Origin of the sequence: Streptosporangium sp. NPDC020072 (genome assembly GCF_040631445.1) — a bacterium.
Lineage (GTDB): Bacteria > Actinomycetota > Actinomycetes > Streptosporangiales > Streptosporangiaceae > Streptosporangium.
This window is the reverse complement of sequence record NZ_JBEYAB010000002.1, coordinates 221,115-234,760: the sequence shown is the minus strand read 5'-3', so window position 1 is coordinate 234,760 and position 13,646 is coordinate 221,115. Positions and strand designations below refer to the sequence as shown.

Genomic DNA, 13,646 nt, shown 5'->3' with positions numbered 1-13,646 from the left:
CCTGAGCGTTTCCTGGGGAGACGCTTGAGGTGTCCAGTTGGTGGACGGCAGATCCCGGTTCAGATCCCATTACCCGTAGACTTGCTGCCTAACACCGCAGGTAGAACGCGCGTGCTGGGAACGCGCGGGAGGAGCAATGATGAGCAGGGCGTGGCGTGGCCTCATCGAGGAGTACCGTGACCGACTTCCGGTGACCACGGCGACGCCCGTCGTCACGCTGCTGGAGGGCGGCACACCGCTCGTTCCGGCACACCGGGTCTCGGCGCTGACCGGCTGCGACGTCTACCTCAAGGTCGAGGGGGCCAACCCGACCGGCAGCTTCAAGGACCGTGGCATGACCATGGCCATCAGCAAGGCCGTCGAGGAGGGCGCGAAGGCCGTCATCTGCGCCTCGACGGGCAACACCAGCGCCTCGGCCGCCGCCTACGCCGTCCGCGCGGGCCTGACCTGCGCCGTGCTCGTGCCCCGCGGCAAGATCGCGATGGGCAAGCTGGCGCAGGCGCTCGTCCACGGGGCCAAGCTGATCCAGGTCGAGGGCTCCTTCGACGACTGTCTCGACATGACCAGGAAGCTCTCCGAGAGCTACCCGATCGCGCTGGTCAACTCGGTCAACCCGTTCCGGCTCCAGGGCCAGAAGACCGCCGCCTTCGAGATCGTGGACGCCCTCGGCGACGCCCCGGACATCCACTGCATCCCCGTGGGCAACGCGGGCAACATCTCGGCCTACTGGATGGGCTACACCGAGTACGCCAAGGACGGCGTCGCGACCAGGAGCCCGCGCATGTTCGGCTTCCAGGCCAGCGGCTCCGCGCCGATCGTCAACGGCGCCCCGGTGCCCCACCCGCACACGATCGCCACCGCAATCCGCATCGGCAACCCCGCCTCCTGGCAGCTGGCCGAGGCGGCCCGTGACGACTCGGGCGGCGTCATCCAGGCCGTGACCGACCGTCAGATCGCCGCCGCCTACAAGCTGCTGGCCCAGGAGGAGGGCGTCTTCGTCGAGCTGGCCTCCGCCGCCAGCGTCGCGGGCCTGCTGCAGGCCCACTCCCAGGGCCTGGTCGACCCCGGCCAGCGGATCGTCTGCACGGTCACCGGCAACGGCCTCAAGGACCCCGACTGGGCGATCTCCGGGGCGCCGACCCCGCTGACGATCTCGGTCGACGCCCACGCCGCGGCCCAGGCGCTGGAACTCGCCTGAACCGTCCGTCCGCAGGGCACCTCCCCGACCCGCGTGCCGCGGCGGCCCCGCCGCCGCGGCTCTTCGCGCGCACTCCCGAAGCATCAGGCAGACCGTCCCGCGTCAGGCGGACAGCAGGCAGATAGGAGGAGGGGCCTTCCACGCCCATGGCCACGCCAGGGGCTCGCGCCCCAGATTCTCGATGACCGAACGCACCAAGGTCACCGTCCGGGTCCCGGCGACATCGGCCAACCTCGGGCCCGGGTTCGACACCCTGGGACTCGCCCTCGGCCTCTACGACGAGGTCGAGGCGAGCCTGTTCACCCCGGACGGTTCCCATACCGGGACGGTGGAGATCGCCGTCTCGGGAGAGGGCGCCGGCGAGCTGGACCAGGGTGAGGGGCACCTCATCGTCAGGACGATGCGCACGACCTTCGAGCGGATGGGCCTGCCGCAGCCACACGGCATCCGGCTGAACTGTCTCAACCGCATTCCGCACGCCCGGGGCCTGGGCTCCTCCTCCGCGGCGATCTGCGCGGGCGTCCTGGCCGCCAGGGCGCTCGCGGGCACGTCCTCGCTCGGCGACGACGACGTCTTCGCCCTGGCCACCGAGATCGAGGGACACCCCGACAACGTGGCCCCCTGCCTGGCGGGCGGCCTGACCGTCGCCTGGACGGACCGGTCGAACACGCCGCATATGCTGAAACTGGTTCCGCACGCCGACATCCGGCCCGTGGCCATCGTTCCCCGACAACGCCTCTCGACGGAGGTCGCGCGAGGACTCCTCCCCGAGAGCGTGCCGCACGCGGACGCGTCCGCGAACGCGGGGCGGGCCGCGCTTCTCGTGGCGGCGCTGACCGTCAGGCCCGAGCGGGAGCTGCTGCTCGCCGCGACCGAGGACCGGCTGCACCAGGACTACCGCGCGCCTGCGATGCCACGTACGGCGGATCTGGTACAACGTCTGCGCGGCATCGGGGTCCCCGCCGTGGTCTCGGGAGCGGGTCCCACAATTCTTGCGTTTTCCACAGTGGATACGCAGGATTTGATCGCACCGGAAGTGGGTACGGATTGGCTCATCCAGCCACTGGATGTCGAAACCCGCGGTGCCCGTGTTGTCTCTCCCGAGACACGCTGATACCTCTTCGACCTTCAGGGAATAGCTGTGTGCGCTGGTGATGTTAGGCTGGTAGCCGCACCAGGTGCCCCCTTGTTGGGTGCGTGCTTGTCAGCCACACATCGCTGTCTCATTTCCCACACCGTGGGGCATGAGGGCCGCAGTGGCCTCCCCGAATCCGTCGCCTCCGAATGCTCCACATTCGGTTGGGGCAACGAGAGGCGGCGTTTGAGGGGACATGCGCGTTCGAACTACCTCGACATCTGGTTGCCGGTAGCAATCCGGGGGGTGTCCTCCAAGCCCCACCGTCGGCGAATCTCGATGGTGACGGCATGGATGTGCCCTTCCCCGACAGTGGCGGCGGTCCCCAAGGGCCGTCGAGGATCGCGACGTGCAACCCGACCCGGTCTGTCCCACCGGGTCGATCGCACCACCGGGACGATTGGCTGATCATGGCCACGCCCGACCCCTGGGAAGGACCCATTAGTGAGCGACACCACCGAACTCCTCTCCGACGCCGCCGGCGCATCGCCGACGGCCGGCGACACCCCCACCCGCGCCGCGGCCAAGCCGCGCCGTCGCTCCGGCACCGGCCTGTCCGCCATGGTGCTGCCTGAGCTGCAGGCCATCGCGTCCGGCCTCGGCATCAGCGGGACCGGGCGGATGCGCAAGAGCCAACTCATCGCGGCGATCCAGGAGAAGCAGGGCGTAGCCACAGAGAGCGCCCCGGCTCCCGTCGCGGCCAAGGAGGCCTCTGCGGCTCCCGCTCCCGCCGCCGCTGCGGCCCCCGTGGCCGAGCCGGTCGCCGAGCGTCCGGCCCGCAGCCGGAGGGAACGTTCCCGCGCCGCCGCCCCGGTGGCCGCGGAGCCGGTCGCCGAGCAGGCGCAGCCCGCTCCCGTCGTCCAGCAGGCCCCCGCTCCCGTCGCCGCCGAGCCCGTCGCGGCTCCCGTCGTTGAGCAGCAGGCCGAGCCGGTTCAGGCGGAGACGCGTCCCGAGCGCGGCGAGAGCCGCCGTGAGCGCGGCGACCGCCGCCGCAACGGCGACCGCGGTGAGCGCGGCGAGCGCGGCAACGACAGGCGTGAGCGCGGCGAGGGCCGTCCCGACCAGCGCGCCGCCGACGCGGGCCAGAGCCGCGGGGAGCGGTCGAACGACCGCAACGACCGCGGTAACGACCGGGGCGAGCGGTCGAACGACCGCGGTGACCGCAACGACAGGAACCAGCAGAACCGCGGCCCGCAGGACCGCAACGACCAGCACGGTGTGGGCGACGACGACGACCGTCGCGGGCGTCGCGGCCGGTTCAGGGAGCGCAACCGCCGTGGGCGCGACCGCTTCGACGGCAACGAGCCCGTGGTCGGTGACGACGACGTCCTGATCCCGATCGCCGGCATCCTGGACATCCTCGACAACTACGCCTTCGTGCGGACCAGCGGCTACCTGCCGGGCGCCAACGACGTCTACGTCTCACTCGCCCAGATCCGCCGCAACGGTCTGCGCAAGGGTGACGTCATCACCGGCGCGGTGCGTCAGCCCCGCGACGGCGAGCGCCGCGAGAAGTTCAACGCCCTCGTCCGCCTCGACACCGTCAACGGCATGGACCCGGAGCAGGCGCGGCAGCGGCCCGACTTCAACAAGCTCATCCCGCTCTACCCGCAGGAGCGGCTGCGCCTGGAGACCGAGCCGAACATCCTGACCACCAGGATCATCGACCTGGTCGCCCCGATCGGCAAGGGCCAGCGCGGTCTCATCGTCTCCCCGCCCAAGGCGGGTAAGACCATGGTCCTGCAGGCCATCGCCAACGCGATCACCAGGAACAACCCCGAGTGCCACCTGATGGTCGTCCTGGTCGACGAGCGTCCCGAAGAGGTCACCGACATGCAGCGGTCGGTGAAGGGCGAGGTCATCCACTCGACCTTCGACCGTCCCGCTGAGGACCACACCACGGTCGCCGAACTCGCCATCGAGCGGGCCAAGCGCCTGGTCGAGCTGGGTCACGACGTCGTCGTGCTCCTCGACTCCATCACCCGCCTCGGCCGTGCCTACAACCTGGCGGCCCCGGCCTCGGGACGCATCCTGTCCGGTGGTGTCGACTCGACCGCGCTCTACCCGCCGAAGCGCTTCTTCGGTGCCGCCCGCAACATCGAGAACGGCGGCTCGCTGACGATCCTCGCCACGGCGCTGGTCGAGACCGGCTCCAAGATGGACGAGGTCATCTTCGAGGAGTTCAAGGGCACAGGAAACCTGGAGCTCAAGCTCAACCGTCAGCTCGCGGACAAGCGCATCTTCCCCGCGGTTGACGTCGACGCGTCCGGCACCCGCAAGGAGGAGATCCTCCTGGGCAAGGACGAGCTCCAGATCATCTGGAAGCTGCGGCGTGTGCTGCACGCGCTGGACATGCAGCAGGCTCTGGAGCTTCTCCTGGAGAAGATGAAGGAGACCAAGTCCAACGCGGAGTTCCTCCTCCAGGTCAGGACGACGACCGTCAGCTCCGATCGCGACTGACCCACCCGTCCCGTACGGTGAACGCCCCGGCCCTCACGGCCGGGGCGTTCACCGTTGTCCGGCCCTTGTGAGATCCGCCTCCCCGGGATATCCATACCTCGGGAAGACCCGTCGAGGGCACTTACAGGGCACAGCGGACAGGGCGTGGGGAGGCGCGCATGACGGCCGGGACGGCGCCCGTGGCGCGGACACCGCTGAGACTGCGCGTCCCGCTGGGTCCCAACGGTCCACTGGGCATGTTCGTCGACCCGATGACCTGGCGGGCGTTGCCGTACCTCCTGGGGAGCGTGTTCCACGGCCTGGTCTGTTTCGCCGTGCTGGTCTCGGTGATCCCGTTCTCGCTGACCCTGGCGGTCGCCTGGGTGGGGGCGCCGCTGCTCGCGCTGACCATGGTGGCCTGGCGTGGCGCGGCGATGCTCGAACGCCGTCTCGTCGGGCTGGCCTTCGGCGTCAGGATCCCCGACCCCTACCGGCCGGGTGGGGGCGGCAACCCGCTGCTGCGCTGCGGAGGGGCGCTCGCCGACCCCGCGACCTGGAAGGACCTGCTGTACCTGCTGCTGTTACCGCTGGTCGGCCTGGTGGAGTTCGTCGTCTCGGCCGCCCTGTGGGCCGTCGCGCTCGCCCTGCTCGTCACGCCGCCGCTGGTGCTGTCCGGGGTGACGGAGGTGCGGATCGTCGGCGAGCTGACGGTCGACGGCCCGGCCGGGGCGCTGGCGTGTGTTCCGGCGGGGCTCGGGGTGCTCGTCGCGGCGCTGTACGCGACGCGGGGGATGGCACGGCTGCACGGGCAGCTGGCCATGGCGCTGCTCGGCCCGGGGGAGAAGATCGCCGGATCGGCCCGGCTGCGCGCCAGCAGGGCGCGCGGGGCGGACGCGGCCGAGGCCGAACGGCGCAGGATCGAGCGTGACCTGCACGACGGCGCCCAGCAGCGGCTGCTGTCGGTGGCCATGGATCTGGGGCGCGCCCAGGTCAAACTGGACAGTGACCCGGAGACCGCCAGGCGGCTGCTCGCCCAGGCCCACGAGGGGGCCAAGGCCGCAATCGCCGAACTGCGCGATCTGGCGCGGGGCATCCACCCGGCGATCCTCACCGACCGGGGCCTCGACGCCGCCCTGTCCGCGCTGGCGGCCAGGGCACCCGTGCGGGTCGCCGTTTCGGTGGAACTGGCCGAACGGCCCCCGGCGGCCGTGGAGAGCGTCGCCTACTTCGTGGTGGCCGAGGCGCTGACCAACATGGCCAAGCATTCGGGGGCGACCGAGGCCTCGGTCCGGGTCGGCCTGCGCGACCGGCGGGTGTCCGTCGAGGTCCGCGACAACGGTTCCGGCGGCGCGCTCGCCCGTCCGGGAGGAGGGCTGGCGGGCCTGGCGGACCGGGCGGCGACCGTTGACGGCGTCCTCGGGGTGGACAGCCCACCGGGCGGCCCGACCGTGATCCGCGCCGAACTCCCCTGTGACTGGTGAACACTTGGACCATGCGCGTGGTGATCGCCGAGGACTCCGTGTTGCTCCGGGAGGGCCTGGCCAGGCTCCTCGATGACGGCGGGATCGAGACCGTCGCGGCGGTCGGCGACGGCCTGTCGCTGGTGGCCGCGGTCGCCGAGCACGATCCCGACCTGGTGATCGTGGACGTGCGGATGCCGCCGACCCATCGGGACGAGGGACTGCGCGCGGCCCTCCAAGCCCGTGCGCTGAAGCCGGCCCTGCCGGTCCTGGTGCTGTCGCAGTACGTCGAGGAGCGTTACGCGGCCGAACTGGCCGGTGGGAGAGCCGCACCGTTCGGCTACCTGCTCAAGGAGCGGGTAGCGGATGTGACCGACTTCCTCGACGCCGTGCGCCGGGTCGCGGCAGGAGGGACGGTCCTCGACCCCGAGGTGATCGACCGGCTCCTCGACCGCCACCACACGGGCGGTCCGCTGGGCTCCCTGAGCGGGCGGGAGCGCGAGGTGCTGGCCCTGATGGCGCAGGGCCGCTCGAACTCGGCGATAGCCGTCCGGCTGGCGGTCACGGCGGGGGCCGTCGAGAAGCACGTCTCCGGCATCTTCGCCAAGCTCGGCCTCGACCCCGCCCCCGGCGACCACCGCAGGGTGCTGGCCGTACTGGCGTATCTGGGGTTGTGAGGTGCTCCCGGCCGGGAACGGCGAAGCGCCCGGCGGTCCGTGCCGCCGGGCGCTCCCGGTCCTCGTCGGCCGGTCAGTCCTCTGTACGGCTTGCGCCCGGGGTTGGGGACGCGAGCGGTACAGGTGACGTGGGGCTCGTGGTCAGCGGACGTCCACGAACTCGTAACCGGAGGTCGACCCGGAGGTGGTGCTGTTGCCGGTGACCACGGCGCGCCAGTAGGCGTCGGCCTTGGGCTTGACGACCTTGCTGTACTTACCGCTGCGGTTGGCCTTGGCGATGGCGAAGAACACCCACTTGGTGGAGCCCTTCTTGCGGTAGTAGAGCTCGACGCCCTTGCCGGAGTAGGCCGAGCTGCCCCGGTAGGCGGCGCCGTAGAAGCGGACCGTCTTGCCCTTGCGGACCTTGTTCGCGTTGACGTCGAAGGAGACCTTGGTCTTGGCCTTCTTCTTCTTGGCCTTCTTGAGCTGGACGGTGAAGACGTCGGCCCGCTCGTACTTGATGCTCTCGTTGCCGCGCGTGACGGTCACGTCGAGGGTCCAGGAGCCGGTGTTGAAGTCGCTGTCGAACCAGGTGTCCTGGTACCACGAGTTGGCGGAGTTGCCCTTGTCGAGGTTGAGGTCGACGGAGTCGTTGCCGTCGTTGCTGTAGAGGTGGGCCGAGACCGAGGTGGCGCCGCCGAGGACGGTGGCCTTGACGGCGACCTTGGTGTCGTCGTTCGTGGTGACGACGACCGGGTCGGTCACCGAGGCACCCGCGAGCTTGAGCTGCGGGCCGACCGCGATCTCCTCGACACACGGCTGCGCGCTACCGCGGACGGGGTTGAGCTTGAGCAGCCACTTGCCGTCCTTGTCGTCCTTGGTGACGGTGAACTTACCGGTCACCTTGGCCTCGCCGAGGGTGGCCGACTGCTCGTTGTCCGCGGTGATGGTGGGAGTGGCGGGAAGGTCGAGCTCAACCTTCGCGCCGGTGGTCGCCCCGGCCTTGACGATCTCCCCGCCGAGGGCGGTGATGTCCCGTACAGCCTTGTTGTCCGGGTCCTTCGCCCACTTCCCGTCGGCGCCCTTCTTGAAGGGGTTCTTGAGGGTGGCCGTGACGGTGACGTCGTTGTTGTCCTTGAGGGGGACGAACGCCTCGGTCCACTCCACCTTGGAGAACTCGGCGGAGCCGGAGCAGCGGGTGTCCGCGCGGGCGCTGGACTGGGAGGCGAGGGCTGTGACCGTACCGTTGGCGAAGACGGCTGCCCCCATCGCGGTGGCCAGAAGCAACCGCATTCCGTTCCTCATCTTTGGGCCCCCAACTTGGGTGAAGATAGTGATAAAAGTTACGGTTTGGGCACCGGAGCCTAGTGGTACGAATGGGACCCGTCCATACGAACCCGATCATGGTCTCCGGGAATGTCCCGTGGCCTGGGATGGTTGGAGCATCTGGCACACTGGTAGCCGAACCGCAGCGGTTCCGGTTCCCGCCCGCGCGCACCTCGGTGTGCTACAGCGCGTAAGCCTCGAACAGGCGAAAGACAGTGGCGACCCGGCGACCGCGCATTGGAGAGGAACCGAAGGACATGAAGCCCGACATTCACCCGGAGTACGTCACCACCGAGGTGACCTGCACCTGTGGTAACACCTTCACCACCCGCAGCACCGCGAAGTCCGGCGTGATCCACGCCGACGTGTGCTCCGCCTGCCACCCGTTCTACACGGGCAAGCAGAAGATCCTGGACACCGGCGGCCGGGTGGCGCGCTTCGAGAAGCGCTTCGGCAAGAAGACCACGGGCCAGTAGCTCTCATCCCGACGCCGGCCCGGAACGCTCCTCGCCCGCGAGGAGTACCCCGGGTCGGCGTTCGTGGTGATGAGGCAGGTTTCGTCAGGACTTCGAGGAGGACGCACGGTGAATCTCGACGAGCTGCTCAGTGAGTACGCCGAGCTGGAACTCAAGCTCGCCGATCCCACCGTGCACGCCAACCCCACGCAGGCGCGTACGTTCGGCAGGCGCTACGCCGAGCTGACTCCCATCATCAACACCTACCGTGAGCTCCAGGGGGTCCACAACGACCTGGAGACCGCCAGGGAGCTGGCCTCGGAGGACGAGGCGTTCGCCGAGGAGGCCAAGGAGCTTGAGGCCCGTGTCCCCGAGCTTGAGGAGAAGCTCAGGCACCTGCTGATCCCGCGTGATCCCAACGATGACAAGGACATCATCATGGAGATCAAGGCGGGCGAGGGCGGTGAGGAGTCGGCGCTGTTCGCCGGAGACCTCCTGCGGATGTACCTCAGGTACGCGGAGCGGGTCGGCTGGAAGACCGAGCTGATCGACGCCACCCATTCCGACCTGGGCGGATACAAGGACGTCACCGTGGCGGTCAAGGCCAGGGGCGACGACGGCGTGTGGTCGAAGCTGAAGTTCGAGGGCGGTGTGCACCGGGTCCAGCGGGTGCCGGTGACCGAGTCGCAGGGGCGCATCCACACCAGCGCCGCGGGCGTCCTCGTCTACCCGGAGGCCGAGGAGGTCGACGTGCAGGTCGACCCGAACGACCTCAGGATCGACGTCTACCGTTCCAGCGGTCCCGGCGGTCAGAGCGTCAACACCACCGACTCCGCCGTACGGATCACGCACATCCCGACCGGCGTGGTCGCCTCCTGCCAGAACGAGAAGAGCCAGCTGCAGAACAAGGAGTCGGCCATGCGCATCCTGCGTGCCCGTCTCCAGGCCATCGCGGAGGAGGAGGCCAACGCCGCCGCCATGGCCGAGCGCAAGTCCCAGATCCGCACCGTCGACCGCTCCGAGCGCATCCGCACCTACAACTTCCCCGAGAACCGCATCTCCGATCACCGCGTCGGGTTCAAGGCTTACAACCTCGACCAGGTGCTGGACGGCGACCTCACGGCTGTGATTCAGTCCCTGCTCGACGCCGAGATGGCGGAGAAGCTCGCAGACCACTCATAGAACGCGCCCATGACCTTTCTGCTGGACGAGATCGCCCTCGCCACCGCCCGGCTCGCCGAGGCAGGTGTGCCGTCGCCACGCACGGACGCCGAGGAGATCGCCGCCTTTGTCCACGGAGTACGGCGCAGCGAGCTGCACAACGTGACCGACGCGGATTTCGACGCGCTGTTCTGGGAGGGCATCGCCCGGCGTGAGGCCCGCGAGCCACTCCAGCACATCACCGGCCGCGCCTACTTCCGCTACCTGTCCCTTGAAGTGGGGCCCGGGGTGTTCGTCCCGCGTCCGGAGACCGAGGTCGTCGCGGGATGGGCGATCGAGCGCCTGCGGGAGATGGACGTCGCCTCGCCGGTGGTCGTCGACCTCGGCACGGGCTCCGGCGCCATCGCGCTGTCCATCGCGCAGGAGATCGCGCTGGCCATCGTGCACGCCGTCGAGGTCGATCCCGACGCCTACCGCTGGGCCAAGCGCAACATCCTCGAACACGGCCAGGGCCGGGTCCACCTGCACCCCGAAGACCTGGCCGACGCGCTGCCCGAACTCAACGGGCAGGTCGACCTGGTCATCTCCAACCCGCCGTACATTCCGCCGGGTGCGATCCCCAGGGATCCCGAGGTGCGTGACTACGACCCGCGCCGCGCGCTGTACGGCTCGGGCAGCGACGGCCTCGACGAGGTCAGGGCCGTCGAGCGGACCGCGAGGCGGCTGCTGCGTCCCGGCGGGTTCGTCGCCGTCGAGCACGCCGACGAGCAGGGAACCGCGGTATATCTGCTCTTCCCCGAGGACAACGGCTGGCGTGATGTGCGTAGCCGCCAAGACCTGACCCGCAGGGACCGCTTCGTTACCGCCCGTTTCGGCCAAGAATAGGCAAGAATAGGATGGTTTGCCGTGAGTCGACGTTATGACTGCTCAGACCCTGATCAGCGGGCTATGGGGCTGGCCGACGCGGTAATAGCCATCCCGAAGTACGAGCTCATAGTCTTCCCGACCGACACCGTCTACGGGGTCGGGGTTGACGCCTTCATCCCGCCGGCCGTCACGAAGCTGCTGGAGGCGAAGGGGCGCGGGCGCGACATGCCCCCGCCGGTGCTGGTCGGAACCGTGCGCGCGGCCACGGCCCTGGTGGACAGCCTCGGCCCGTACGGCCAGGACCTCATCGACGCCTTCTGGCCCGGCCCGCTCACGCTGATCTGCCGCGCCAACCGGTCCCTTTCCTGGGACCTGGGCGACACCAAGGGCACCGTGGCCATCAGGATGCCGCAGCACCCCCTGGCCCTCGAACTCCTCAAGCAGACCGGTCCGCTCGCGGTCTCCAGCGCCAACCGCTCCGGAGCCCCCGCGGCGACCACGGCCGCCGAGGCCGAGGCGCAGCTGGGCGACTCCGTCGGGGTCTACCTCGACGGCGGCCCGACCGAGGACAACATCCCCTCCACGATCCTCGACCTGACCACGGCGGTGCCCAGGCTGCTGCGCAGGGGCGCCATCCCGGTGGGACGGCTGCGCGGCGTGGTCGGCTACGTGGCCACGGACGGGGACCCTGAGCCGGACTCCGAGCCGGACGCGGCACCGAAGCCGGAGGTCAAGCCAGACCCGGCGCCGGAGGCGAAGCCCGAAGCCGGGGCCGAGGCGAAGCCGGAGGCCGGTGTGAAGCCGGATTCCCGCGACTGAACGGTGGATCCGCGCTCCATATCGTGATCCATACAGTCTGATTATGATCGTGACGCCGGGCTGCCCCGCCGGTACCTTGAGGTGGCCGACACTTCCGGGAGACGTCCATGGGCAAGTTAGACGGAATGGACCCCAAGCTGGTCCGTGATCTGCTGTCCGAGGTCCGACAGGCGGCGGAGCGCATGCGGACGACGGAGGGCCGGGTCGCTCGCATGATGAGCGCCGCGGGGCTGTCCGCGCAGTCCACGCACCGCCCCGTCCAGGTCGCGGAGTCATGCGACATCATGGTCCGCGACGTCTCCTCCCGGGTCGAACTCCTGGAGAAGAGGGTCAAGCAGGAGGGCGGCTCCCCGGCGGGACAACCGGTGTCGAGCGGCGAGAAGGCCGAAGACCACAAGGAGAAGACGTCCGGGGTCGCGGACGCCAGGGGCGAGGCCTCCAAGGAGACGGACGCCAAGGGCGCCGACGCGAAGGATCACGCGAAGCCGGCCGCCCCCAAGGCGGAGGATCTCAAGCCCGCCGTACGGCCGGACGACGACCAGAAGCACAAGCCGGACGCGGGACCGAAGGACGGGCACTCGGGTTCCGACACCAAACCCGACCCCAAGCCCGACGCGGGTTCCAAGGGCGACGAGCGTTCCCCCAGAGAGGGGCATTCGTCCTCCTCCGGTGGTCGTACGGACTCCGACGCCAAGCCCGACGCGGGTTCCAAGGGCGATGAGCGGTCTCCGAGGGACGGGCATCCGGACCCCGACACCAAACCTGACGCCAAACCTGACGCGAAACCGGATGCCAAGCACGACACGGGTTCCAAGGGTGACGAGCGGTCTCCCAGAGATGGGCATCCGGGTCCCGACGCCAAGCACGACGCGGGTTCCAAGGGTGACGAGCGTTCCGACACGAAGCCGGACAACGCCTCCAAGGGTGACGAGCGTTCGCCGAAGGGCGGCCATTCGGGTCCCGACGCCAAGCCCGATGCCGGTTCCAAGGGTGACGAGCGGTCTCCGAGGGGCGGGGATTCCCCCTACGGGTCCTACGAGGACGCCGGTTCGGAGAGCGACGAGCGGTCTTCGGGAGAGAGCGGCTCTTCCTATGATTCCTCGTCGGACGCCAAGCCTGACGCCGGTTCGAAGGGCGACGAGCGGTCTCCCAGGGACGGGGACTCTCCCTACGGGTCCTACGAGGACGCCGGGGACGACTCCTCGGACGCCAAGCCCGACGCCGGTTCCAAGGGGGACGAGCGTTCGCCCAGAAGCGACGGGAAGGTCGACATCCTCGACACCCCGCAGAAGGACCATCCCGACGACGTCGACCAGGCCGGCGGAAGCAAGGCGAAGGTCGTGGAGGTGGACGGGGCGAAGGTGCTGCAGATCCCCCTCGACTCGCCCACCGCGGAGCAGGTCAACACGCTGCTCGACCACATAGAGGACGTCCCGCTTCTCGACGCGGCGGACGGCGACCCGGACCCGGGCGGTACGGCCCCGCAGGCCTCCGGCCTCCAGACAGGAGACGCGGGCTCCCTTCCGCAGGGAGACGACGGCAACCCCGGTCTCCACAGTGGCCCCAGCGGTGCCGACTCCCACCAGGCGGGCAAGGCGGATCCGTACGAAGCGTTGCCGTCGGCCAAACCGGCCCTGCCCATCCCCGACACCGTCGAGCAGGCCCTCGATCCCGCCCCCCAGAACACGGGCACCCAGGCCGTCGGCGCCTTCTACGACGGCGGTACGACGGAGCAGGCGGGCACCCCCACGACCACCGCGAACACCCACGCGGCCGGAAGCCATGGGACGAGCACCCATGCCACGGGCACGCACGCGGTGAACACCCACGCGACGGGTACCCATCCGGCCTCCGACGGCGCTCACAAGACGATCATCAACACCGGGTCCGTTCACCCGGTGGCCCACTCCGCGGACCCGAAGGACGGGGTGCTCGCGCAGTGGGCCAAGGAAGCCGATGAGACCGGAGGCAAGGGAGGGGCCGGCGGGTTCTACGGCGACGACTGGGAGGAGGAAGGGACGTGGAAGTCCACGAGCGACGGACAGGGTGACTCGCGGGGGGCCGTCCTGCGGGAGGACCCGTCACGGCCGTCCACGCCGTCCGGTCCCGGTGCGGTGAAGTGAACGTGAG

Annotated in this window: 11 protein-coding genes; 10 read left to right on the top strand and 1 reads right to left on the bottom strand. The window is 69.7% G+C overall.

Going from position 1 to position 13,646, the window contains the following annotated elements; all coding sequences use genetic code 11:
- The first annotated feature begins 139 nt into the window (after window positions 1-139).
- The 5 genes from thrC to ABZ470_RS04370 all read left to right on the top strand — a co-directional run bounded on the left by thrC (window position 140) and on the right by ABZ470_RS04370 (window position 6,909).
- Window positions 140-1,198 (top strand): threonine synthase, encoded by a 1,059-nt coding sequence (gene thrC / locus ABZ470_RS04390; protein WP_352010164.1) that lies wholly within the window; start codon window positions 140-142, stop codon window positions 1,196-1,198.
- Between the two features lie 181 nt (window positions 1,199-1,379).
- Window positions 1,380-2,312, top strand: coding sequence for a homoserine kinase (gene thrB / locus ABZ470_RS04385; protein ID WP_352009669.1), 933 nt, complete (start codon window positions 1,380-1,382; stop codon window positions 2,310-2,312).
- Between the two features lie 465 nt (window positions 2,313-2,777).
- Window positions 2,778-4,793: a transcription termination factor Rho gene (rho, locus tag ABZ470_RS04380; protein WP_362777108.1), complete on the top strand. Its 2,016-nt coding sequence runs from the start codon at window positions 2,778-2,780 to the stop codon at window positions 4,791-4,793.
- A 158-nt stretch (window positions 4,794-4,951) separates the two neighbouring features.
- Window positions 4,952-6,253 carry a sensor domain-containing protein gene (locus ABZ470_RS04375; protein ID WP_362909862.1) on the top strand — a complete coding sequence of 434 codons (1,302 nt, stop codon included), beginning with the start codon at window positions 4,952-4,954 and terminating at the stop codon, window positions 6,251-6,253.
- Between the two features lie 11 nt (window positions 6,254-6,264).
- Entirely contained in the window at window positions 6,265-6,909 is a 645-nt protein-coding gene (locus ABZ470_RS04370; RefSeq protein ID WP_362910352.1) for a response regulator transcription factor, read from the top strand.
- Between the two features lie 141 nt (window positions 6,910-7,050).
- Here ABZ470_RS04370 and ABZ470_RS04365 read toward each other — a convergent pair whose 3' ends face one another.
- A complete protein-coding gene (locus ABZ470_RS04365) occupies window positions 7,051-8,181 on the bottom strand; it encodes a hypothetical protein (protein WP_362909860.1) in 1,131 nt (376 codons plus the stop codon).
- Window positions 8,182-8,471: 290 nt separating this feature from the next.
- On the opposite strand from ABZ470_RS04365, the gene rpmE reads away from it, so the two are divergent.
- The 5 genes from rpmE (at window position 8,472) to ABZ470_RS04340 (ending at window position 13,639) form a co-directional block, all read left to right on the top strand.
- The gene (rpmE, locus tag ABZ470_RS04360; RefSeq protein WP_352009665.1) at window positions 8,472-8,690 is read left to right on the top strand and encodes a 50S ribosomal protein L31; all 219 of its coding nucleotides are present in this window, start codon (window positions 8,472-8,474) and stop codon (window positions 8,688-8,690) included.
- Window positions 8,691-8,798: 108 nt separating this feature from the next.
- Window positions 8,799-9,851: a peptide chain release factor 1 gene (gene prfA, locus ABZ470_RS04355; protein WP_352009664.1), complete on the top strand. Its 1,053-nt coding sequence runs from the start codon at window positions 8,799-8,801 to the stop codon at window positions 9,849-9,851.
- Between the two features lie 9 nt (window positions 9,852-9,860).
- The gene (prmC, locus tag ABZ470_RS04350) at window positions 9,861-10,715 is read left to right on the top strand and encodes a peptide chain release factor N(5)-glutamine methyltransferase (RefSeq protein ID WP_352009663.1); all 855 of its coding nucleotides are present in this window, start codon (window positions 9,861-9,863) and stop codon (window positions 10,713-10,715) included.
- 21 nt (window positions 10,716-10,736) lie between these two features.
- Window positions 10,737-11,516: an L-threonylcarbamoyladenylate synthase gene (locus ABZ470_RS04345; protein WP_362909858.1), complete on the top strand. Its 780-nt coding sequence runs from the start codon at window positions 10,737-10,739 to the stop codon at window positions 11,514-11,516.
- A gap of 107 nt (window positions 11,517-11,623) precedes the next feature.
- Window positions 11,624-13,639: a hypothetical protein gene (locus ABZ470_RS04340; RefSeq protein WP_362909856.1), complete on the top strand. Its 2,016-nt coding sequence runs from the start codon at window positions 11,624-11,626 to the stop codon at window positions 13,637-13,639.
- Window positions 13,640-13,646 lie beyond the last annotated feature (7 nt).

What these genes read in the sequence shown, in the direction of transcription:
- thrC (WP_352010164.1), top strand. Translation starts at nt 140, where the DNA reads ATGAGCAGGGCGTGGCGTGGCCTCATCGAGGAGTACCGTGACCGACTT.
- thrB (WP_352009669.1), top strand. Translation starts at nt 1,380, where the DNA reads ATGACCGAACGCACCAAGGTCACCGTCCGGGTCCCGGCGACATCGGCC.
- ABZ470_RS04375 (WP_362909862.1), top strand. Translation starts at nt 4,952, where the DNA reads ATGACGGCCGGGACGGCGCCCGTGGCGCGGACACCGCTGAGACTGCGC.
- ABZ470_RS04370 (WP_362910352.1), top strand. Translation starts at nt 6,265, where the DNA reads ATGCGCGTGGTGATCGCCGAGGACTCCGTGTTGCTCCGGGAGGGCCTG.
- ABZ470_RS04365 (WP_362909860.1), bottom strand. Translation starts at nt 8,181, where the DNA reads ATGCGGTTGCTTCTGGCCACCGCGATGGGGGCAGCCGTCTTCGCCAAC.
- rpmE (WP_352009665.1), top strand. Translation starts at nt 8,472, where the DNA reads ATGAAGCCCGACATTCACCCGGAGTACGTCACCACCGAGGTGACCTGC.
- prmC (WP_352009663.1), top strand. Translation starts at nt 9,861, where the DNA reads ATGACCTTTCTGCTGGACGAGATCGCCCTCGCCACCGCCCGGCTCGCC.
- ABZ470_RS04340 (WP_362909856.1), top strand. Translation starts at nt 11,624, where the DNA reads ATGGGCAAGTTAGACGGAATGGACCCCAAGCTGGTCCGTGATCTGCTG.